The organism is Pseudomonas sp. MMS21 TM103 (assembly GCF_022132145.1).
In the GTDB taxonomy this organism is placed as follows: Bacteria; Pseudomonadota; Gammaproteobacteria; order Pseudomonadales; family Pseudomonadaceae; genus Aquipseudomonas.
Window position 1 is genome coordinate 360,584 of sequence record NZ_JAJISP010000004.1, and the last position, 20,448, is coordinate 381,031.

The window sequence follows — 20,448 nt, forward strand, 5'->3', positions numbered from 1 at the left end:
CGTAACAAGTAAATTGAATCCCGACCGGAGATCACCATGCGTCGCCTGCTGCTTGCCCTGCCTTTTGCCCTGCTTCCCTTGGCCGCCGCCCAGGCCAACGAGCACAACCACGCGCATGAGGATGAGCATGGCAGCCTTGACGCCCATGAGCATGGCGCCGCCCGGCTCAATGTGGTGCTGGACGGAGCAACCCTGGAACTGCAGCTGGAAAGCCCTGCGATGAACCTGGTGGGTTTCGAACATGCGCCCACCAGCACCACCGATAAAGCCACAGTCGCCGCTACGCGCCGCCAGCTGGAGGAACCGCAGGCACTGTTCGGCCTGACCGCCGGCGCCTGCACCCTGAGTGAACAGGAACTGGAAAGTGCGCTATTCGAAGAGGCCGCGCACGACGAACAGCACGCCGACGAGGCGGGCAGCGAGCACAGCGAAATCCATGCGCATTACCAGCTCGACTGCAAAAAGCCGAGTGAATTGAAGCAATTGAACCTGGGCGAGCTGTTCAAGCGCTTCCCCGCCACCGAGAAAATTCAGGTACAACTGATCGGCCCGAGCGGCCAGCAAGGCGTCGAGTTGACGCCCGCCAACGCCTCGCTGAATTTTTAATCGGCCTATTCGCCGCAGCACGGCCGGGGTAATCCGACCGCCACTTCATGAGTTTCGCGTTGTCATGAGTTCAGCCCTGATCAGCCTGTCCAACCTCGGTTTCGCCTGGCCCGGCCAGGCGCAGCTGCTGGATATCCCCAGTTTCACCCTGGAGCGCGGCGAAAGCCTGTTTCTCAAGGGCCCCAGCGGCAGCGGCAAGACCACCCTGCTCGGCCTGCTCGGCGGCGTGCAAACGCCCAATCGTGGCAGCATTCGCCTGCTCGGACAGGAATTGAGTGCTCTATCGGCCAGCGCCCGCGATCGCTTCCGGGTCGACCACACCGGCTACATTTTCCAGCAGTTCAACCTGCTGCCGTTTCTCTCGGTGCGCGAAAACGTCGAACTGCCCTGCCACTTCTCCAGGAGTCGGGCGCAGCGTGCTATCCAGCGCCACGGCAGCATCGACCAGGCCGCCACCAACCTGCTCGCTCACCTCGGTTTACACGAACCGACCTTGCTCGAGCGCCGTGCCGATGAACTGTCCATCGGCCAGCAGCAACGGGTCGCCGCGGCCCGCGCCCTGATCGGCCAGCCGGAACTGGTGATCGCCGACGAGCCGACCTCGGCGCTGGACTCTGACGCCCGCGAAGCTTTTCTCCAACTGTTGTTCGCCGAATGCCGCGAGGCCGGCGCCAGCCTCCTGTTCGTCAGCCACGACCAGAGCCTGGCAGCGCTGTTCGATCGCAGCCTGTCGCTGGCCGAACTCAATCGCGCCGCGCACCCGCAGGAGGTCTGACATGCACCTGCTACGCATCGCCTTGGCCAGCCTTAACAACCGCCGCTTCACCGCCCTGCTCACGGTGTTCGCCATCGCCCTGTCCGTTTGCCTGTTATTGGCCGTCGAACGCGTGCGCAGTGAGGCCCGCGCCAGTTTCGCCAATACCATCAGCGGCACCGACCTGATCGTCGGCGCGCGCTCCGGCGCGGTCAATCTGCTGCTGTATTCGGTGTTCCGCATCGGCAACGCTACCAACAACATTCGCTGGGACAGCTTCGAGCACTTCGCCGCGCACCGCCAGGTCAAGTGGGCGATCCCCATTGCCCTCGGCGACTCGCACCGCGGCTACCGGGTGATGGGCACCAGCCCAGCCTACTTCGAGCACTACCGCTATGCCCGCAGCCAGCCCCTGCAGCTGGCCGAGGGCCGCGCCTTTGCCGAGGACCCGTTCGAAGTGGTACTTGGCGCCGAGGTCGCACGGGCGCTGAGCTATCAGCTCGGCGAACCACTGGTGCTGGCCCATGGCGTAGCCACCATCAGCCTGGTCAAGCACGACGACAAACCCTTCAAGGTGGTGGGCATCCTGGCGCGCACCGGCACACCGGTGGACCGCACCCTGCATATTTCCCTGGCGGGCATGGAGGCGATGCACGTCGACTGGCAGAACGGCATGCCGGCCCGCGGCGCCGGTGTGGTCAGCGCCGAGCAAGCGCGTGCCATGCACCTGCAACCGACCGCCATCACTGCCGTGCTGTTGGGGCTGAAGAGCAAGATCGCCACCTTTAGCCTGCAACGCGAGATCAATGAATTTCGCGGCGAGCCGTTGCTGGCGATTCTTCCAGGGGTGGCCCTGCAGGAGTTGTGGAGTCTGATGGGCACGGCGGAACAAGCGCTGTTCGTGGTCTCGCTGTTTGTGGTGGTGACCGGGCTGATCGGCATGCTCACAGCGATTCTCACCAGCCTCAATGAACGCCGACGGGAAATGGCGATCTTGCGCTCGGTCGGTGCGCGTCCCTGGCATATCGCCAGCCTGCTGATTCTGGAGGCCTTCGGCCTGGCGCTGGCCGGCGTGCTGCTGGGCCTATTGCTGCTGTACCTGGGTATCGCCGGGGCGCAGGGCCATGTGCAGGCCAGTTACGGTCTGTATCTGCCGCTTGACCTGCCGACGGCCTATGAGTGGACGCTGCTCGGCGCTATTCTCGGTGCAGCCCTGCTGATGGGCTGTATCCCCGCCTGGCGGGCTTATCGGCAGTCCCTGGCCGACGGCCTGTCGATTCGCCTTTAACCCGACCGGGCTCATGAACGGCAGCTCGACATGTTCATGCGCACCAGTAAACTGCGCGTGCTCACTGCCGTGAGCCCGCGTTCGCGACGCTTGAATATTGATATGAGGCTCCGCCATGCAACGTCCCCTGCTCGCCGCCCTGCTGTTCACCCTGGCCATGCCCCTATCGGCCGCCGAGGTGCGTGAGCTGGCCTGGTCGGACATGGTGCCGGCCGATGCGCCGCCGCAGGTCGTCGAACCCGTGCCCATGCATGACCTCTCGCAACTGGCCGATGCCTTGTCCGAAGCTGGCCCGGCCACGCGGCAGCAATCGCCCGCCGCGCCCGTGGTCAAGCAACTGGATGGCCTGGCGGTGAAGCTGCCCGGCTATATAGTGCCGCTGGATGTCACCGAAGAAGGCCGCGTCACCGAGTTCCTGCTGGTGCCCTACTTCGGCGCCTGCATCCATGTACCGCCACCGCCGTCCAACCAGATCGTGCATGTCACCACCGAGCTGGGCGTGCTGCTGGATGCGCTCTATCAGCCGTTCTGGATCGAAGGCGCGCTGCAGGTCGAACAGAGCAGCAGCGAATTGGCCGAGGCCGGTTATCAGATGCAGGCGGACAAAATCTACGCCTACGAACTGCCGGATAGTTAACCGCGAGCACCAACCATACTTGTGCATTCGCTGCGACCTCTTTGCGCTTTTGCTTGCAGGCATAGGCTGGCTTAGCGGCGCAGGCCCGCTCCCTTGAAAGCACAGCAAGCGCCGCGCGCCGCGTAACCCGACACCGCGCAATACCATTCCGGCATCGCCGGCGGGTCAGGGCGCGACCGGCAGCGGCCGTGCCCTGGCAAAACCTGCCAGGCGCCTAACCCACCCTACCCGGCCGTCGACCTGCACGATGCCAGGCGCCAACCTAGCCGGCGCTGGCCAGGCGCTTTGCCCGCACGACACTCAGTTCAGTTTCCGCCCAGTTGCGCCAGGCGCGCACCTGGCTGGGCTCGGCACCGGCGCGTTCGGCCTCGGCCAGGGCATCCAGCCCGGCCTGCCAACGCGCCTGTTCCAACTCCAACTGGGCCAGGTTCAACCAATGCTTGGCACTGCCCGAACGCCCCGCCAGTTCGCGGTAGATGCGCGCCGCCGCAGCGCGCTCGCGGGCCTGCCACCAGAGCAGGGCCAGGCGCTCTTCGCGGCCGGCCGTGCGCGGCAGCAAGCCCTGTTCGAGCATGCCGGTGAGCAGCAGGGCACCCTGCCAGGGCTGCTCGGCCGCGCCAGCCAGCAACACCAGGTTATCCAGCTCGGCCGCATTGAAGCGCAGGCCTTTGCTGTGTGCGGCGCGCAGGGTCGCCAGCGCCCTGTCGTGGCGGCCGCTCAGCTGCTGCAAAGCAGCCAGTTGCCGCCAGCCCTGCGCACGATCCGGCTGACGATCGAGCAGCTGGCGCTGCCAGCGCTCGGCGGCGGGATAACGCTTGAGGCCGGCATTGACCGCGACAAGGAACTGCAACCAGCTATCCGCCGCCCGCGGATTGCCCTGAACGTAACGCTCGGCCAAGGGCAGCGCCTGGGCGGGCTGACCCAGGCCCTGGTAGGCCTGCACCAGCATCTGCAGAATATCTTCACTGGCCGCCGCCTGTTGCGGCGCCAGCAGGCTGACGACCTGGGCGTAGCGGCGTTCGAGCAGGTTGAGCCGGGCCAGGTTGAGCTGCTCGCTGGTCCGCGTCTCGGCGTCCAGCTTGCCACTGTCCAGCGCCTTGCCGAGCCACTCGATGGCCTTGGCATTCTGCCCTTCGGCCCAGGCCAGATAGCCGCGACTGCGCCACAGCAGGGCCTGCTCCAGGCTGTCCGACTTGGCCTTGGCCGCATCCAGCGCCCGCCTGGCCGCGGCGTAGTCGCCCTGTTGCTGAGCCGCTTGGGCTGCATTGAGGGCGCGGAATACGCTCGGCTCGACACTCTGCCCGGCCGCCTGTGCGGCCCCCGCCATGCACAGCATCCATAACCACAACCAACGCGGCATCTCAGTGACCTCCCTCAAGGCGGAAGTACAGGGTTTTCACCGCTTCGCGGGTCACCGCCAGGCCGCCCTCGGTACGCGGGGCAAAGCGCCAACGCACGGCGGCGCGACGCGCTTCGCGCTCGAACACATGCTGCGGACTGGCCTCGAGCACCCGAAGATTCTCCACCGCACCGGCGCGGCTGATAGTGAACGCCAGCTTGACGTGCCCTTCGATGCCGCGCTGCAGGGCGTAGCGCGGGTAATCCGGACTGACATCGTTGAGCGGCATCACCTCGCTCTCCGGGCCGCCGGGCTGGCCAGCGGCGGCGGCAGCGCTGGCTGCTGGCGCGCTCGGTGCCGCAGCGGCGCTCAAACCACTAAGGCTCGGGGTCGGCGCACTGTTGACGGCAATCCCGCTATTCAGGCTTGGCACCGGCAGATCCAGGGCCGGCAGCTTGGCACTCGGGGAGGCGGCGACCGGGGTAAGCGCAGTCGGGACTTGCGGGGTTTGTGGCTCGGGGGGCTGCGGCGCCTGCTGGCGGCTGCGGGTTGCAGTGTTGTTCGACTCCCCAGTGAGACGCACGAAGTTGGCCACTGTCAGCGGCTCGGCGGACGGCTGGCTGCGCGGCGGCGCGACCATGTACAGCATCAGGGCGAACAGCGCCAAGGCCATCAGACAGGCGCCGAAAAAGGCCAGCGGCACGCGCATCATAGCGCTCCCGAGGTAGCGGCCAGGGCGACATCCTGCACCCCGGCCAGGCGCGCCTGATCCATCACCTGCACCACCAGACCGGTGCGTGCATCCTGGTCGGCCTGCACCACCACCGCGCCGTCCGGCTGGTCGACGCGCAGGCGTTCGACATGGGCACGCACGCTGCGCACGTCGATGACCTTCTTGTCCATCCACACCTGGCCGTCGGCGGTGACGGCGATGAGGATATTGCCCTTGTCCTGCGGGCTGGCAGTCTCCGCCTGGGGACGCTGCACTTCGACACCGGACTCCTTGATAAAGGAGCTGGTGACGATAAAGAAGATCAGCATGATGAAGACCACGTCGAGCATCGGTGTCAGGTCGATGCCCGGGTCTTCGTCTTGCTGGTGGTGTCGGCGCATTCTCATGGGGTGTTATCTCATTCGTGGCGCAGCTGGTCGGCCAGCCGCTCGAGAGCCCGGCGCGCATCACGTTCGAGGCGCGCCAGGCTGAACAATCCGGTAATCGCCAGGACCATGCCGGCCAGGGTCGGTAGGGTCGCCTGCCAGACCCCGGCAGCCATGCCACGCGGGTTACCGGCACCGTTGATGGCGAGCACATCGAACACCGCGACCATGCCGCTGACCGTACCAAGCAAGCCGAGCAGCGGGTACAGGGCCACCAGGGTCTTGCTCAGGCGCAGCGGCCCGATCAGGTGCTGCCGCGCCTGAGCCAGCCAGGCGGCGCGCACTGCGCGGCGCCAGGTGCCGCTGTCGTCTTGCAGCAGTTGCTGCCAGGCCTTGCGCCGCTCGCGCCCCCACTGCGGGAAGACCCGCCGCACATACCAGAAGCGCTCGAATACCAGGGTCCAGAACAGCACGCAGAGCCCGGCCAGCGCCCACATCACCACGCCGCCAGCGCTCATGAAGTCGAGCAGCGCATAGCCGCTGTCGATCAACGCCAGCCACAAGTCGAGCCAATCAGTCACGCCGCGGCGCCCCGGACAGGTGCAAGGCAATCAACCCGGCGCTCTGCTGCTCGAGCAACTGGATCAAGCTTTTGCTGCGACTGGCCAGCAGGCTGTGCAGGAACAGCAACGGAATCGCCACCACCAGCCCCAGCACCGTGGTCACCAGGGCCTGGGAAATGCCCTCGGCCATCAGCCGCGAATCGCCGCCACCGCCCTGGGTGATGGCCTGGAAGGTGACGATCATGCCGGTCACGGTGCCGAGCAGACCGAGCAACGGCGCCACCGCACAGAGCAGCTTGAGCAGGCTCTGGCCCTTTTCCAGCGGCGGGGTTTCCAGCAGGATCGCCTCGTCGAGCTTCAGCTCCAGGGTTTCCAGATCGGCCAGCTGCGGCTTGGGCCCGAGCACACCGATCACCCGGCCGAGCGGATTGTCGTCACGCGGCACGCTGAGAGCACGGACTTGCGCCCTCACCCCCGCGCCAACCCGGGCCAGATAAACCATGCGCCAGGTGGCCAGGAGCAGACCCACTATGCCCAATGCGACGATCAGCCAACCGACCAGGCCGCCCTGTTGCAGGCGATCCCACAGGGTCGGCTGGCGCTGCAGTTGCGCCAACAGCGTGCCACGACTGGGGTCGATGGGCAGGCTGGAGAGCATCTCGCTGCTGTGCAAATAATCCTCAACCCCACCCAACCCGGTCGGCTGGCGCGGTGGCGCCAGAAGCTCGCCGGCGTCGGCGTCGTAACGCAGGAAGGCCGTCTCACTGAAAGCCGAGAAGGTGCCGACCCGCAACACCGACTGCTCGCTGCGGGTGCCATCGGCGGCGACCACCGGCAATTGCAACTGCTCGACTCGGCCGCTGGCGGTCAGGTCTTCCAGCAGCAGCATCCAGTAGCCGTCGAGGGCTTCGGCGGACGGTAGGGTACGACTCTCGGCCAGCGCCTTGAGGCGCTGCAAACGCTCGGGATACTGCGCATTGAGCAGGCTGTCCTGCCATTGCCCGGCGACATCGCCGGCGCTCTGGCGGACCACGCCGAACAACTCGCCCAGATGACCGACGCGCTGGGCCAGCAGTGTTTCCTGCTCGGCCAGCTCGGCCTCCTGACGGTCGAATTCGGCTTTCAAGCGCTCGGCCTGAGCCTTTTGGCTGTGCAAGGCAGCCTGCGCGCTGGCGAGCAGCCGCGCACGCTCGCCACGCTGGGCGACAAACGCCTGCTCGCGACTCTGCATGGCCGCGACTTCGGCGGCGCGCTCGCTGCGGATGCGCTGTAGCAGTTGATCCGGACTGAGCGGCGCGGCGCCAGCAATCGTCGGCAACAGTGCCAGGGCCAGGATGGCCAACACTCGACGGCTCATGGCCTGGTCTCCTGAGCCAGGGTTCTCACGGGGAGATCGAGCAGAGCCGGCGCCTGTTCCTGGCGGGCGATGGCGATGGCCTGGTGCAACGGTCGCCGGGCACTGCTGTCGAGCGCGGCCCAACTGCGGCTTTGCGGGTTCCACCAGCCACTCTCATGGCCGTCGAGGGTCTGGAAGTACAGCATCGCCCGGCCGAGACGAAGAAACTCGACACTGCGCGACGCGCCGCCGTCGACCAGCAGTTCGCCCCGCCAGGCCTCCAGGGTCCGGCCGTAGTCGCTCTCGACCTGATAGGCCTCGAGGATGCGCCGGTACTTTTCCGCCAGGCTGACATCGGCACGCGGTAGCAGATCCTGCAGTTGCGCCAGGCGGTCACTGCGCTCATCCGGCAGGAACGGCAAGTCGGCGGCGATGAATTCGCCGAGCACCTCGACCATCCGGCGCATCTGTGGCGTCACCGCCTCCTGGGTACGTTCGATGCCGTCCAGTTGCTCCTGGTAACCCGCCAGCTCCTGGCGCTGGGCCACGACCAGCGCTTGCAACTGCTGGTTATAACCTTTCAGCGCCTCGGCCTGCTGCAAGGCATTGCGGTACTCACCGAGCATCTCGCGACTGTCATCGTCGAGCTGTTCGATACGCGCCTGGGACGCCTTGGCGTCTGCGGCCAGGCGCTGACTCTCGGCCAGCGCGGCGTCCAGCGGCCCGGCCAGCAATGGCGTACTGCTTAGCAATAGTGCTGCGGCCAGCAAACGCAGGGGGTACAGGTTCATGCGAAGGGAGTCCTCGAGCGACGGGCTTATACCAAAATGAAACATAATAACCTTTCTCAATTGCAGGTTACTGCGCGGCTGAGTGGCGTTCGACAAACATCTCGCGGCGAACACCTGATCTGCACCGTGGCTCAGCCAGTCAGATGCAGGCTAGGTCCACTGCGGCATGCGGGGCTGCCGCTGTCAGGTGTCTTGATGCAGAAGACATTACCGATAGATTAGCCAAGCGCCAACAATAAAGATAACCATTATCAACTGCGTTAGCATCATCCAGCAACCTCCCATGCTCGACTTGCGCGCAATCTCTGCACCGAGTTCCCGGCAGCCTTCTTGTGAGACGGCGAGCGGCGAGTGTATGAGAACGATGATCACGACCCATCAGGCCAGCCTGTGCGGCAATACGCCACACGCGGCGCATACCGCGCACTCCAAGCACCAACGACGCTGCCTGCGAGCCATCTGCGGGAATCACTGCAGCACTATTGCCTGGGGTCACCAGACCAATTCATTGAGCTGGGTCAAAACTCGCTTTGCTTAGGCTCCTAACATTGCCCTCAGCCCAACCAACTGATGACTCGACCGGAGTTCACCATGCGCAAGTCCCTGCTCGCCCTCTCCATCCTGGCCACCGCATTGGCCGCCCCCCTCGCCCAGGCTTACCAGGCAGGCGACATTATCGTGCGCGCAGGTGCCGCTACCGTCGATCCGCATGAAAGCAGCAGTGATATCTGGGTCGGCGCGCTGAACACCGACGTGGCCGGCACCAAAGCCACGCTGAACAGCGATACCCAGCTGGGCTTGACTGGCACTTACATGATCACCAACCACGTCGGCCTTGACCTGCTCGCGGCCACCCCGTTTAACCATGACGTCGGTGTGAAAGGCATGCCCGGAGCATTTGCAGGCCTGAATGGCAAGCTGGGTGAACTCAAGCACCTGCCGCCAACCCTAAGCGTCGTCTACTACCCGCTCGACAGTGCATCAACCTTCCAGCCTTATGCTGGTCTGGGTATCAACTACACCTGGTTCTTCGATACAGAGCTGAGCAGCGAAGCCGAAGGCAAGGGCTTCAGCGGTCTGGACATGAAAGACTCCTGGGGACTCGCCGCCCAACTGGGCATGGACTACATGCTGACCGACAACCTCTTGGTCAACGCTCACGTGCGCTACATCGACATCGACACCACGGGCACCACTTCCTTCGGTGGCGAGAAGGTCAAGGTCGATGTGGATGTGGATCCATTCGTTTACATGGTCGGCCTCGGCTACAAGTTCTAAGGCCAACCGACACCCACAAAAAAGCCGGCCTCAGCGCCGGCTTTTTTGTCGCTACAGATCAGTCTTGTGCCAATAGCCTGCGCAAACCCTCACGCATCGGTGTCGCCGCTGGCAGCTGGTAGCAATCCTGCAAACGCCGGTTATTCGCCCGCGAGTGGCGGATATCGCCGGGCCGCTCCGCCTGATAATCAACGGCTGGCAAGCCGCCACACAAACTGCCGATCTCGGCCAGCAGCTGGTTGAGGCTGACCGCCTGATTCCAGCCGACATTCACCGCCCCCACGACAACCTGCGGCATGTCCAGCGCCTGGGTCAGCAGCGCCAGCAGATCGCCGATATAGAAGAAATCGCGCGTCTGCTCGCCATCGCCAAACACCCGGATCGGCAAGCCTTGCAGCGCCCGCTGGGTGAAGATGCTGATCACTCCGGAGTAGGGTGAGGACGGATCCTGACGCGGGCCGAAAATATTGAAGAAGCGGAAAATCGCCGGTTCCAGGCCATGCTGACGGCGATAGAAGTCCAGGTAATGCTCACTGGCCAGCTTGTCCGACGCGTAAGGGGTCAACGGCGCCTTGGCCGTCCCCTCATCAATCGCCTGGCCTGCGCCATTGTTGCCGTAAACCGCCGCACTCGAGGCATAGACCACCCGCTTGACGCCGTGCCGGCGCATGGCCTCGCAAACGTTGAGGGTGCCGACGAAGTTGCTCTGGTGGGTACTCACCGGATCGTCCACCGAGGCTTGTACCGAGGCCACCGCAGCCAAATGCACCACGGCCGCACAACCGGCCATGGCCTGATCAACCAAGGCGGCATCGGCCACATCGCCTTCGAGCAAAGCCAGTCGCGGATTGTCCAGCGGCAGGTTGCTGCGCTTGCCCATGGACAGGTTGTCCAGCACGCGCACCCTATGGCCATGACTCAATAAGGCATCGACCAGGTGTGAGCCGATGAAACCGGCGCCGCCGGTAATCAGGATAGGTGCATCAGACATGGCGATAGTAGCGGTCCAGTAAGCTCGGCAGCCCGGAGCGCCAGGCGCGCGGCTTGATACCGAAGGTATGCAGGATTTTCTTGCAGGCCAGCACCGCGTGCTGCGGTTCTTCGGCGGCATCCGGACGCGCGGCATGGGCCTGTGGCGTGATTTCGTCGAGCAGATTGCTGCGGAAGTTGCGCGCCTCGCTCAATACCGCCTGACCCAGTGCCAGCGAGGTGGTGGCCTCGTGACCGCCATAGTGGAACGTCCCCCAGAGCGGCGTCTGGCAATCGAGCTGCTTGAGCACGGCGAGAATTACCCGCGCCGCATCGTCGACCGGGGTCGGGTTGCCGCGCCGATCATCGGCGAGTTCGATGCTTTCATCCCGTTCGGCGCGCGCCAGGAAACGCCCGAGCTGACCGTCCGGGCTCTCATCCAGCAACCAGCCGAAGCGCAACAACACATGCCGCGGGCACACCGCGCGCACGCTCTGTTCGAGACGCCACAAGGCCTGACCACGCACGCCCAGGGGCACCGGCACTTCCCTTTCGCTGTAGGCGGTAACCCGCGAACCATCGAACACCCGGTAACTGGACGGCTGTAACAGGCGGATTTCATGATGCTGACACAGTTCGGCAAGCCGCTCGACCGCTTGCCCCTGGGCAGCAAGGCGCGCCTCGCTCACCCCTTCGGCCTGAAACCAGTCGAAATAGTAAGCAAGGTTGATCAGGGCGTCGGGCCGCGTGTCGTCAAGCAACTGGGTCAGGCTGGCAGCATCCCAGCCAGACTCCGGCGGACGCGGCGCGAGGAAGCCGATGTCCTCCTCGGCGCCGAGACGGATCAGCGCCTGCCCCAAGGCATTACCGCCACCCAACAGCATTAAACGCATACGCATGGTGTCTCGCAACGGTCGAACCCGTCAGGCGACTGCAGTGGGCAGCCCGGCATAACGCTGGCCACACCCCTTGCTCATCACGCCAGACCCTCGACCACCGCCTCTCTCCCGGTTAGGCATTATCGAAATTAGACGCTGACATCGCGCCAAAGTGTCGCATTTTGCGGGTTTACGCGCACGCCGTCATTAGCCGTGTACACCGCAGGGCGCAACAGCAGAGGCAAAGCCACCTACGACCTGGCGAGAGCCCCTTGCACGACAGCGCGGAAGACCTCTTTTCCATCCTGCCTAGCCGCAAGCGCGCTGCCAGCGGCACAACTCACACACACTCAGGCGGTCAGTACCCGACAGGCTTCGGCTGGGATGGTCACCGACACCGGATTGCCAATGCCCAGGCCAATCCCCTGACAAGGCGTGCTCAGCGCGGTCAGCGAAACGCCGGAGCATTCGATGGTGGTTTCGATGGTCGCGCCGCTGTCGCGCACGAAGGTCACGGTGCCCTGCAGACGGTTGCCGGCAGTGGCCTGGGGTAGCGACAACTGCAGGTCTTCCGGGCGCACCAGCATCTTGATGCTGGTGCCGGCGTGAATGCTCTCGCAGATCGGCACCCGGATCGCTGCACCGCCCGGCAGGCCCACCCGGCCGTTGCCCAGGGCGATCGCCGGGAAGATATTGCCGCTGCCGATGAAATCGGCGACGAAGGCGTTGGCCGGGTTGCGGTAGATGTCGATCGGCGTGCCGACCTGCTGCACCCGATGTTCGCCGAGCACCACCACGATATCGGCCATGGTCATGGCTTCACGCTGGTCATGGGTGACCAGGATGGTGGTGATATTCAGGCGCTGTTGCAGCTGGCGAATTTCCACCTGCATGGATTCGCGCAGCTTGGCGTCCAGCGCCGACAGCGGCTCGTCGAGCAACAGTAGCTTGGGCCGCGCGGCAATCGCTCGGGCGATCGCTACCCGTTGGCGCTGCCCACCGGAGAGTTTGGCCACCGGACGGTCGACCATTTCCTGCAACTGGATTAGCTGCAGCAGTTCAATCAAGCGCGTCTGCTGATCGGCCTTGCTCACACCACGCAACTTCAGCGGGTAGGCGATGTTTTCGCCGACGGTCATGTGCGGGAACAGTGCCAGCGATTGGAACACCATGCCAAAGTTGCGCTGATGCGCCGGGGTGTGGCCGATGTCTTCGCCGTCCAGGCGGATTTCGCCGGCGCTGAGGGTTTCCAGCCCGGCGATCATGCGCAGCAGGGTGGTCTTTCCGCAGCCCGAGGGACCGAGGAAGCACACCAGCTTGCCCTCCGGCAGGTGCAGGTTGACGTCCGTCACGGCGCAGGCCGAACCATAGTGCTTTTCGACGTTTTCTAGAACCAATCCGTTCATGCGGCACCTCAAATAAGCTGTTGCCCGCAAGCCGCCAGGGCCTGCCCGGCTGAATTAAAAGGACACGCCACCTTCACCGACCAGCTTCTCCAGCGCCCAGATCAGGGCGAAGTCGATCAGCACGATCAACACGGCGAACGAGAACACCGTCGGGTCGAGGGAAGACACGGTTCGGCTGTACATCCAGATCGGCACGGTCATCACGTCGATGTTGTAGAGGAAGTAGGTCACGGTGAATTCATTGAACGAGATGATGAAGGCCAGCAGCATCCCGGCCAGAATGCCCGAGCGCATGAGCGGCACCACCACGTCGACGATCGCCCGCAGCGGCGAGGCGCCGAGCATTTGTGCGGCCTCCTCGACCTCGCTGCCGATCGACAGCATGGCGGCGGTGCAGTTCTTCACCACGAACGGCAGGGCGAGGATCACGTGGGCGATCACCAGCCGCGAGGTGTTGAGCTGAAACGGCAGGCTGTCGAATATCAGCAGCAGCGCCAGGCCCAGCACCACCATGGGAAACACCAGCGGCAGCGACATCAACTGCAGCGCGGCGGCCTTGCCGCGAAACTCGCAGCGCACCAGGGCATAGGCGGCCGGCACCGCCACCAGGGTGGCGAACAGCATGCTCAGGGTGGCCACCAGCAGGCTGGTGGTGAGCGCCTGACCGATACTGAGCACGTCACTGGCGTCCGGCGAAACGAAGGTATTCCAGGCCGTCTTGTACCACTGCAGGCTGTAGCTGGCCGGTGGAAAGTCGAGGTTCGAAGCGCCGCTGAACGACATCACGATCATGGTCAGGATCGGCAGCACCGCCAACAGCAGGATGAACCCGGACAGGCCCATGGCGAAACGCCCGGTTTCACCCGGCAACGGGGCGGCAGCGCGCAACAGGCTCTTGAGTGGACGGCTCATTGCGAAGCCTCCAGGATGCGCCGGCGGCGGCCGGCGACGAATTCGGAGAAGCTCATGATCGCCAGCGTGGTGACGATCAGCACCACCCCGGCGGCGGAGGCGGCGGGCCAGTTCATCAGCGGGGCGATCTGGTCATGCACCATCACCGCCAGCATCGGCACCCGTCGGCCGCCGAGCAGCAGAGGCACCACGAAGCTGCTGGCGTTATAGGCGAACACCAGGGTGGCGCCGGTGATGATGCCCGGCAGGCTCATCGGCAAGACCACCTGGCGAAACACCTGCAGGCGGCTGGCGCCGAGGGTTGCGGCCGCCTCCTCGTAGCTGCGCGACACGCCGCGCATGGCGCTGGCGATCGGCAGCACCGCCAGCGGAAAGGCGGTCTGCACCAGCCCCATCAGCACGCCGGTCTGGTTGTAGAGCAGCATTACCGGCCGGTCGATCAGGCCCAGGCCCATCAACGCCTGATTGAGCATCCCGCCCGGGCCGAGGATCACCAGCCAGCCGTAGCTCTGCAGCAGCAGGTTGACCAGCAAGGGCAACAGTACCGCGGCGAGGAACACCCGACGCAACAGTGGCGACTGCAGGCGCGACATGCAGTAGCCGACCGGAATTGCCAGCAGCACCGCAATCAGCGCACTGACCAGGGCCAGGCGCAGGGTCAGCAGCAGCGACTTTAGGTAATAGGGTTCGAGCAACTGGGCGTAGCTGGCCAGGCTGAAACCACTCCATTCCGCACCCTTGGTGCCGACACTCATGCGCAGCACCAGCAGGCTGGCGGCGATCAGTACGCCGAGAAACAACATCGCCGGCGAGAGAAACAGCCAGGCGCGTGCCGTCGGCGAAAAAGTTTTGGTCGGGCGCAGGGGTGCCACGCCGACCTGACGGGTCAGAGTTGAATGTGCCATTTGGCTAATCTCATCAGTACAGAAGGTTGCCGCACACCGTGCCGGCGCCCGGAGGCCCGCTGCACGGTGTGCATAGCTACATCAGGAAGAGAAAATTTCCGTGTAGCGACGAATCCACTGGTCATGCACGGTGGCCAGGAAGGCGTTGTCGTGCATGATCGCCTTCTCGGATATCTGCTCGGGCGTGAGGATGTATGGGCTCTTGCGCGCCTCGGCCGAGATGATCGCCTTGGCGTTGACCGGACCATTGAAGATGTCCTCGGCCATCTTGCCCTGCACCAGCGGGTCGAGCGAATGGTCGATGAAGGCGTAGGCCAGGTCGGTGTCGCCCGGACGGTGCTTGGGCATGACCGAAAGCATCAGGTCGGTATAGAAGCCTTCCTTCATACCGAAGGTGGCGCCCAGGCCATAGGACGGGTCGCGGATCTGCTTGGGGAAGAAGGCCGGCGCATAGAGGCCGCCCATGTCCAGCGAACCGGTGCGGAACAGTTCGGCGATCTGGTTGGGGTTCTCGCCCAGGGTAATTACCCGATCCTTGAGCTCTGCGAGTTTCTTGAAGCCCGGCTCGACATTGTGCTCATCACCGCCGGCCAGCTTGGCGGCGATGATGATCAGGTCCATCGCCTCGGTCCAGTTCGGTGGCGGCAGGAAAATGTTCGGCGCCATGTCCTTGTCCCACAGGGCGGCGTAGCTGTTCGGCGCTTCTTTGACGGTGCGGGTGCTGTAGATCAGGCTGTTGCACCACAGCAGGTAGCCGATGCCGTGGCCGTCCGCGCCGGTCTGGTATTGCGCCGGCACATCGCGCAGGTTGGGGATGCGGTTGAGGTCGGGTCTTTCCAGCAGCCCGGCACTGGCCAGGCCTTCGGCACCAACGCCGGCCAGGGTGATGATGTCGTATTGCGGGCGATCGCCGCCGGCCTTGAGCTTGGCGACCATCTCCGAGGTACTGCCGGTGCGGTCGGCGATCACCTTGGCGCCGGTCTTGGCTTCGAAGGTCGCGGCGATATTGCGCAGCGCCGCCAACCCGGTGTCGTCCGACCATGTGAGCAGGCGCAGGGTCTTGCCCTGGAAGCGCATGTCGCTGGCGCTGGCCTTGATGAAGGGAAAGGACAGGGCCGCGGCGGCCACCGATGCGGCGCCCACCGTCTTGATGAATGTTCTTCTGCTGAAATCGTGTTCGCTCATCGCAGTTTCCTCTTTTTTTTATCTGTCTTCGGGAGCTTGCGACCCGGTGCCGGGCTCCCCGCAATAAACCATCCAACCCGACCCGAGGCCCTGCTCGCGCTGGTGCGGCCTGGGCTGACCAAGCCATCCTGCGGCGCGCTCGACAGGCCAACAATCGATAAATAGTCATCGAAGCCATGCGCTGCACGCATGCCTTGAAAGGAGGCATGCATGCAGCGCAAATGCCCGCTTAAAGGGCGCGAATCACGTGCTTGATTTCCTGGAACGCCTGCAGCCCCCAAGGCCCCAACTCGCGGCCGATGCTGCTCTGCTTGTAGCCACCCCAAGCCGCTTGCGGGAAGATCACCTGCGGCGCGTTGATCCACACCAGGCCCGCCTGCAAGGCATTGGCAACCCGTTCGGCAAGGCGCGCGTCGCCGCTGACCACGCTGGCCACCAGGCCGAACTCGCTGTCGTTGGCCAGTTCGATGGCCTGCGCTTCACTGCTGAAACGGCGCACGCAGAGCACCGGCCCGAAGATCTCTTCGCGCCACAGGGCGCTATCCAAAGGCACGTCGGTGAATACCGTGGGCCGCAGGAAATAGCCGCATGGCAGCCCGGCGGGCCGTTCGCCGCCGGTTAGCAGGCGTGCCCCGGCCTCCAGACCCTCGGCAATATGCTGGTAGACCCGCTGGTATTGCGCCAGATTGACCAGCGCGCCCATCTCCACGCCGGGCACCAGCGGGTCGCCGACGCGGATCGCCTCGGCGCGCGCCTGCAGCCGCACCAGGAATTCCTCGGCCAGCTCATCGGCCACCAGCACCCGGCTGGTCGCCGAGCACATCTGCCCGGCATTGAAGAAGCCACCGCCACAAGCCAACTCGACCGCCAGATCCAGGTCGGCGTCGGCGAACACCAGCAGCGAGGACTTGCCGCCCAGCTCCAGGCTGACGCCCTTGACCGTCTCGGCAGCGCGTTGCATGACCTGCACGCCCACCGCATTGCTGCCGGTGAACGACAGCTTGGCCACCCCCGGATCCGCCGCCAGTGGCCCCCCTACCGCCAGACCGCTGCCGCAGACCAGGTTGAACACCCCGGCCGGCAGGCCGCTCTCGGCGATGATGTCGGCCAGCTCCAGTTCCGGCAGCGGGGTCACCTCCGAGGGCTTCAGCACTACCGTGCAGCCGGCCGCCAGGGCGGGGGCCAGCTTCCAGGCGGTGGTCACCATGGGGAAATTCCACGGCACGATCAGCCCCACCACGCCACAGGGCTCGCGGCGTAGGCGGGCGGCGAATTCGCGGCTCGGCAGTTCCACCGCGGCGTCCTGCTGAGCGTCCAGCGCCTCGGCCAGCTCGGCGTAATAGCTGAAGGTGGCGATCACGTCGTCGATATCGATCGTCGCCTCGCTCAACGGCTTACCGCTATTGCGCGACTGCAGCTGGATCAGGCGCTCGCGGCGCCCCTCAACGCCAGCGGCAATCCGGCGCAGGCAGGCGCCCCGCTCGACCCCGGCGCTGCGCCCCCAGGCCGGAAAAGCGTCACTTGCCGCGCGCACCGCCTGCTCGACCGCCCTGGCATCGCCGCCGGCCACGCTCGCCAGCAACTCTTCGGTGGCGGGATTGATCACCCTCAGGCTGTCGCCGCCGCTCTGCCAGTGCCCGCCGATATACAGGCCGGCGAGGGCGCCATTGTGCGTCGGGCGGCTGTTCAACATGCGTCCATTCCGCTCATCCAGGCCTGTTGGTCGATTTCGATCAGGCTCGGCAACGGCGACTCGCTCGCCTGGCGCAAGGCCGCGCGCAACCCTTCGACGTCATTCGCCCGCCCCGCCGCACAGCCCAGCGCCTTGGCCGCGGCGACGAAGTCCGGGGTAAAGATATCCACACCCACCGGCTCGATGTCGCGGTTGACCATGTACCTCTTGATCTCCTCATAGCCCTGGTTATTCCACAGCAGGACGATGATCGGCGCGCGCGCCTCCACCGCGCTGGCCAGTTCGGCCAGGGTGAACTGCAGCCCGCCGTCGCCGATCAGGCACACCACCGGACGCCGCGGCGTGCCTTCGCGGCGGTCGCCCAGCAGCGCACCTATGGCCGCCGGCAGGGCATAACCGAGGGTGCCGTAGCCGGTCGAGGAGTTGAACCAACGCCGCGGCTGCTCCAGATTCAGGGTCAGGTTGCCGCTGTAGACCGGCTGGGTCGAGTCACCCACCAGCACGGCGTCCGGCAGCACCTCCAGCACCGTCTGCAGGAAGCATGTCTGCCCGCGCATAGGCGCGTCCCAGGACGCCTCGAGGGTCTCGCGCAGCTGCGCGGCGCGGGCGCTGCCCCAGTCGTCGCGACGTGCGGCCAAGGCCTGTTCGCCGAGCGCCGCATCCAAGGCCGCCAGTGCCAGCGCGGAGTCGGCGACAAGCGCCAGCGCCGGCGGGTAATTGCGCACGGCCTGGTCCGGGTCGATGTCGATGCGCAGCAAGGCGCCGGGGATCTCGAAGCCGCCGGCGAAGGTCACGTCATAATCGGTTTCGCCCAGCTCGGTACCGACCGCCAGCACCACATCGGCCTCGGCCACCAGTTCACGGGTGGCCAGGGTCGACTGGGTCGAACCAATCAACAGCGGATGACGCGAGGGCAGCAGGCCCTTGGCATTGATGGTCAGCGCCACCGGTGCCTGCAGCCGCTCGGCCAGCCGGACCAGCGCCGGCGCCGCGTCGATCGCGCCGCCGCCGGCGAGGATCAGTGGCCGCTGGGCACCAGCCAGCCGGCTGGCCATTTGCGCGATGGCGACCGGGCTGGCGCCGGGCCGGGCCAGCTCGATCGGCTGACTGTGCAGCAGCTCGTCGGCCTCCTCGACCAGCACGTCGAGCGGAATCTCGATATGCACCGGACGCGGCCGTGCGGCCTGGAACACGGCAAAGGCACGCGCCAGCACGGCCGGCAGCTCGGCGGCCGACAGCAAGGTGTGCGAGAAGGCGGAGAAACCCGCGACCAGATTGCTCTGCGACGGCAGCTCGTGAAGCTTGCCGCGCCCACCGCCGAGCTGGCTGCGCGCCTGCACGCTGGAGATCACCAGCATCGGGATAGAATCGGCATAGGCCTGGGCCATGGCCGTGGCGATATTGGTCATGCCGGGGCCGGTGATGATGAAACACACCCCCGGCTTGCCGCTGGTGCGCGCATAGCCATCGGCCATAAAGCCGGCACCTTGTTCATGCCGCGGGGTGACGTGCTCGATGGGCGACTGAGCCAGCCCGCGGTACAGCTCGACGGTATGTACGCCGGGGATGCCGAAGACCCGCTCGACACCGTAGCGCTCGAGCAACTTCACCAATACTTCGCCACATGTCGCCATGTTGTTTTTTTCCTGTCCAGTAACTGAGGTCTACTGCACTCGTCGCATAGCGCGCCCGGGGGATTCGGCGGCCCGTGCGGATGCGGCGCAGATGCGCGAAAGTGCAGGCAAGGTTCAATTTGACCCCCTGCCCAACCACCGGACAATGCAAAAATAGTCATACTAGGCATGTTCTCACTGCATAGCTGAGCCCCCATGAAACGGCTTCCACCGCTGCCTTCGCTGCATACCTTCGTGATCACTGCCCAGTGCTGCAACTTCACCCGTGCGGCCGAACTGCTGCACATCACCCAGGGCGCGGTCAGCCGGCAGATCGCCGGCCTGGAAAGTCACCTAGGCTACCCGCTGTTCCAGCGCCAGGCGCGCGGCCTGAGCCTGACCGCCCAGGGCCGCGAGCTGTTTCCGCAGATCCAGCAGGCCTTCGCCCTGATTGGCGAGGCGGTCGAAAAAGTGGGGGCGCGGCGCGAGGCGCTGCGGCTGAAGGCACCGACCTGCGTGATGCGCTGGCTGCTGCCGCGACTGATGCACTGGCAGGCCGAGCGCCCGGACGTGCCCGTGGAGCTGACGACCACCGTGCAGCACTCGGTGGATTTTCGCAGCGAGGAGTTCGACGCCGCCGTGGTGTTTGGCAGCCAGCCCGGCCCCGCCCTGGTGGCGCACCACCTGTTCGATGAGCTGCTCACCCCGGTCTGCGCACAGCAACTGCTCAGCGGCCCGCAGCCGCTCAGCCAGCCGGCCGATCTGGAGCGCCACACCCTGCTGCACCCCACACGCGACCAGCGCGACTGGGAAGCCTGGCTGAAGGCCGCCGGCACCACGGTCAACAGCATCGGCAAGGGTCAGCATTTCGACACCCTGGATCTCGCCATGACCGTGGCCTCGCAGGGCCTCGGCGTGGCCATCGGCGACTGGTCGCTGATCGGCGAAGACCTGGAAGCCGGGCGCCTGGCCACCCCCTTCGAGCTGAAAGTGCGCACCGGCGATGCCTATTTCCTGGTCTACCCCGAACGCCCGGCGCCTTCTACCCAGTTAGCCGAACTGATCGACTGGCTGCTGCTACAGGCCGCGGCGCGTAACACGCGGGCATCGGCCTGAACCTCGAGCCAAGCCCCGCCTCCGACGCAGAATGACCAGGAGTCGCCATTATTCACGCGCATAGAAAAACCCCTGTAACTG

The 20,448-nt window shown here is 65.3% G+C and carries 20 protein-coding genes; 6 read left to right on the top strand and 14 right to left on the bottom strand.

Going from position 1 to position 20,448, the window contains the following annotated elements:
- Positions 1-36 precede the first annotated feature (36 nt).
- From LJY18_RS15130 to LJY18_RS15145, 4 genes are all read left to right on the top strand, one after another.
- The gene (locus LJY18_RS15130) at positions 37-606 is read left to right on the top strand and encodes a DUF2796 domain-containing protein (protein ID WP_238042644.1); all 570 of its coding nucleotides are present in this window, start codon (positions 37-39) and stop codon (positions 604-606) included.
- A gap of 64 nt (positions 607-670) precedes the next feature.
- A complete protein-coding gene (locus LJY18_RS15135) occupies positions 671-1,381 on the top strand; it encodes an ABC transporter ATP-binding protein (protein ID WP_238042645.1) in 711 nt (236 codons plus the stop codon).
- A gap of 1 nt (position 1,382) precedes the next feature.
- Positions 1,383-2,648, top strand: a complete 1,266-nt coding sequence (locus LJY18_RS15140; RefSeq protein ID WP_238042646.1) for an ABC transporter permease — start codon at positions 1,383-1,385, stop codon at positions 2,646-2,648.
- 115 nt (positions 2,649-2,763) lie between these two features.
- On the top strand, positions 2,764-3,285 hold the full coding sequence (locus LJY18_RS15145; protein ID WP_238042647.1) for a DUF3299 domain-containing protein: 522 nt from the start codon (positions 2,764-2,766) through the stop codon (positions 3,283-3,285).
- Positions 3,286-3,547: 262 nt separating this feature from the next.
- Here LJY18_RS15145 and LJY18_RS15150 read toward each other — a convergent pair whose 3' ends face one another.
- From LJY18_RS15150 to LJY18_RS15175, 6 genes are read right to left on the bottom strand one after another with little or no spacing between them, the layout of a single operon-like run.
- The gene (locus LJY18_RS15150; RefSeq protein ID WP_238042648.1) at positions 3,548-4,645 is read right to left on the bottom strand and encodes a tetratricopeptide repeat protein; all 1,098 of its coding nucleotides are present in this window, start codon (positions 4,643-4,645) and stop codon (positions 3,548-3,550) included.
- Position 4,646: 1 nt separating this feature from the next.
- Positions 4,647-5,333: an energy transducer TonB gene (locus LJY18_RS15155; RefSeq protein WP_238042649.1), complete on the bottom strand. Its 687-nt coding sequence runs from the start codon at positions 5,331-5,333 to the stop codon at positions 4,647-4,649.
- On the bottom strand, positions 5,333-5,743 hold the full coding sequence (locus LJY18_RS15160; protein ID WP_238042650.1) for an ExbD/TolR family protein: 411 nt from the start codon (positions 5,741-5,743) through the stop codon (positions 5,333-5,335). Before LJY18_RS15160 ends, LJY18_RS15155 begins: the two co-directional genes overlap by 1 nt.
- Before the next feature lie 11 nt (positions 5,744-5,754).
- Positions 5,755-6,240 carry a MotA/TolQ/ExbB proton channel family protein gene (locus LJY18_RS15165; RefSeq protein ID WP_238042700.1) on the bottom strand — a complete coding sequence of 162 codons (486 nt, stop codon included), beginning with the start codon at positions 6,238-6,240 and terminating at the stop codon, positions 5,755-5,757.
- Between the two features lie 55 nt (positions 6,241-6,295).
- Positions 6,296-7,642 (bottom strand): MotA/TolQ/ExbB proton channel family protein, encoded by a 1,347-nt coding sequence (locus tag LJY18_RS15170; RefSeq protein WP_238042651.1) that lies wholly within the window; start codon positions 7,640-7,642, stop codon positions 6,296-6,298.
- Positions 7,639-8,412, bottom strand: a complete 774-nt coding sequence (locus LJY18_RS15175; protein WP_238042652.1) for a DUF3450 domain-containing protein — start codon at positions 8,410-8,412, stop codon at positions 7,639-7,641. The genes LJY18_RS15170 and LJY18_RS15175 overlap by 4 nt, the downstream gene beginning before the upstream one ends.
- 591 nt (positions 8,413-9,003) lie before the next feature.
- Here LJY18_RS15175 and LJY18_RS15180 point away from each other — a divergent pair.
- On the top strand, positions 9,004-9,690 hold the full coding sequence (locus tag LJY18_RS15180) for an OmpW/AlkL family protein (RefSeq protein WP_238042653.1): 687 nt from the start codon (positions 9,004-9,006) through the stop codon (positions 9,688-9,690).
- Positions 9,691-9,748: 58 nt separating this feature from the next.
- Here the strand turns inward: LJY18_RS15180 and LJY18_RS15185 are convergent, their stop codons facing one another.
- From LJY18_RS15185 to LJY18_RS15220, 8 genes are all read right to left on the bottom strand, one after another.
- Positions 9,749-10,681 carry an NAD-dependent epimerase/dehydratase family protein gene (locus LJY18_RS15185; RefSeq protein WP_238042654.1) on the bottom strand — a complete coding sequence of 311 codons (933 nt, stop codon included), beginning with the start codon at positions 10,679-10,681 and terminating at the stop codon, positions 9,749-9,751.
- Positions 10,674-11,558 carry a sugar nucleotide-binding protein gene (locus LJY18_RS15190; protein WP_238042655.1) on the bottom strand — a complete coding sequence of 295 codons (885 nt, stop codon included), beginning with the start codon at positions 11,556-11,558 and terminating at the stop codon, positions 10,674-10,676. The genes LJY18_RS15185 and LJY18_RS15190 overlap by 8 nt, the downstream gene beginning before the upstream one ends.
- Before the next feature lie 329 nt (positions 11,559-11,887).
- On the bottom strand, positions 11,888-12,943 hold the full coding sequence (locus tag LJY18_RS15195; RefSeq protein WP_238042656.1) for an ABC transporter ATP-binding protein: 1,056 nt from the start codon (positions 12,941-12,943) through the stop codon (positions 11,888-11,890).
- A gap of 54 nt (positions 12,944-12,997) precedes the next feature.
- Positions 12,998-13,855 (bottom strand): ABC transporter permease, encoded by an 858-nt coding sequence (locus LJY18_RS15200; protein ID WP_238042657.1) that lies wholly within the window; start codon positions 13,853-13,855, stop codon positions 12,998-13,000.
- Positions 13,852-14,760, bottom strand: a complete 909-nt coding sequence (locus LJY18_RS15205; protein ID WP_442964495.1) for an ABC transporter permease — start codon at positions 14,758-14,760, stop codon at positions 13,852-13,854. The genes LJY18_RS15200 and LJY18_RS15205 overlap by 4 nt, the downstream gene beginning before the upstream one ends.
- Before the next feature lie 81 nt (positions 14,761-14,841).
- Positions 14,842-15,945: an extracellular solute-binding protein gene (locus LJY18_RS15210; RefSeq protein ID WP_238042658.1), complete on the bottom strand. Its 1,104-nt coding sequence runs from the start codon at positions 15,943-15,945 to the stop codon at positions 14,842-14,844.
- A gap of 229 nt (positions 15,946-16,174) precedes the next feature.
- Complete coding sequence (locus LJY18_RS15215) at positions 16,175-17,638, bottom strand: aldehyde dehydrogenase family protein (RefSeq protein WP_238042659.1); 1,464 nt, start codon at positions 17,636-17,638, stop codon at positions 16,175-16,177.
- Positions 17,632-19,272: a 5-guanidino-2-oxopentanoate decarboxylase gene (locus LJY18_RS15220; RefSeq protein ID WP_238042660.1), complete on the bottom strand. Its 1,641-nt coding sequence runs from the start codon at positions 19,270-19,272 to the stop codon at positions 17,632-17,634. The genes LJY18_RS15215 and LJY18_RS15220 overlap by 7 nt, the downstream gene beginning before the upstream one ends.
- Before the next feature lie 195 nt (positions 19,273-19,467).
- Here LJY18_RS15220 and LJY18_RS15225 point away from each other — a divergent pair, with 195 nt between their 5' ends.
- On the top strand, positions 19,468-20,367 hold the full coding sequence (locus LJY18_RS15225; RefSeq protein WP_238042661.1) for a LysR substrate-binding domain-containing protein: 900 nt from the start codon (positions 19,468-19,470) through the stop codon (positions 20,365-20,367).
- The last annotated feature ends 81 nt before the right edge of the window (positions 20,368-20,448 follow it).

What these genes read in the sequence shown, in the direction of transcription:
- LJY18_RS15135 (WP_238042645.1), top strand. Translation starts at nt 671, where the DNA reads ATGAGTTCAGCCCTGATCAGCCTGTCCAACCTCGGTTTCGCCTGGCCC.
- LJY18_RS15185 (WP_238042654.1), bottom strand. Translation starts at nt 10,681, where the DNA reads ATGTCTGATGCACCTATCCTGATTACCGGCGGCGCCGGTTTCATCGGC.
- LJY18_RS15215 (WP_238042659.1), bottom strand. Translation starts at nt 17,638, where the DNA reads ATGTTGAACAGCCGCCCGACGCACAATGGCGCCCTCGCCGGCCTGTAT.
- LJY18_RS15205 (WP_442964495.1), bottom strand. Translation starts at nt 14,760, where the DNA reads ATGGCACATTCAACTCTGACCCGTCAGGTCGGCGTGGCACCCCTGCGC.
- LJY18_RS15200 (WP_238042657.1), bottom strand. Translation starts at nt 13,855, where the DNA reads ATGAGCCGTCCACTCAAGAGCCTGTTGCGCGCTGCCGCCCCGTTGCCG.
- LJY18_RS15180 (WP_238042653.1), top strand. Translation starts at nt 9,004, where the DNA reads ATGCGCAAGTCCCTGCTCGCCCTCTCCATCCTGGCCACCGCATTGGCC.
- LJY18_RS15165 (WP_238042700.1), bottom strand. Translation starts at nt 6,240, where the DNA reads ATGAGCGCTGGCGGCGTGGTGATGTGGGCGCTGGCCGGGCTCTGCGTG.
- LJY18_RS15150 (WP_238042648.1), bottom strand. Translation starts at nt 4,645, where the DNA reads ATGCCGCGTTGGTTGTGGTTATGGATGCTGTGCATGGCGGGGGCCGCA.
- LJY18_RS15220 (WP_238042660.1), bottom strand. Translation starts at nt 19,272, where the DNA reads ATGGCGACATGTGGCGAAGTATTGGTGAAGTTGCTCGAGCGCTACGGT.
- LJY18_RS15225 (WP_238042661.1), top strand. Translation starts at nt 19,468, where the DNA reads ATGAAACGGCTTCCACCGCTGCCTTCGCTGCATACCTTCGTGATCACT.
- LJY18_RS15145 (WP_238042647.1), top strand. Translation starts at nt 2,764, where the DNA reads ATGCAACGTCCCCTGCTCGCCGCCCTGCTGTTCACCCTGGCCATGCCC.
- LJY18_RS15140 (WP_238042646.1), top strand. Translation starts at nt 1,383, where the DNA reads ATGCACCTGCTACGCATCGCCTTGGCCAGCCTTAACAACCGCCGCTTC.
- LJY18_RS15210 (WP_238042658.1), bottom strand. Translation starts at nt 15,945, where the DNA reads ATGAGCGAACACGATTTCAGCAGAAGAACATTCATCAAGACGGTGGGC.
- LJY18_RS15175 (WP_238042652.1), bottom strand. Translation starts at nt 8,412, where the DNA reads ATGAACCTGTACCCCCTGCGTTTGCTGGCCGCAGCACTATTGCTAAGC.
- LJY18_RS15160 (WP_238042650.1), bottom strand. Translation starts at nt 5,743, where the DNA reads ATGAGAATGCGCCGACACCACCAGCAAGACGAAGACCCGGGCATCGAC.
- LJY18_RS15170 (WP_238042651.1), bottom strand. Translation starts at nt 7,642, where the DNA reads ATGAGCCGTCGAGTGTTGGCCATCCTGGCCCTGGCACTGTTGCCGACG.
- LJY18_RS15130 (WP_238042644.1), top strand. Translation starts at nt 37, where the DNA reads ATGCGTCGCCTGCTGCTTGCCCTGCCTTTTGCCCTGCTTCCCTTGGCC.
- LJY18_RS15195 (WP_238042656.1), bottom strand. Translation starts at nt 12,943, where the DNA reads ATGAACGGATTGGTTCTAGAAAACGTCGAAAAGCACTATGGTTCGGCC.
- LJY18_RS15155 (WP_238042649.1), bottom strand. Translation starts at nt 5,333, where the DNA reads ATGCGCGTGCCGCTGGCCTTTTTCGGCGCCTGTCTGATGGCCTTGGCG.
- LJY18_RS15190 (WP_238042655.1), bottom strand. Translation starts at nt 11,558, where the DNA reads ATGCGTATGCGTTTAATGCTGTTGGGTGGCGGTAATGCCTTGGGGCAG.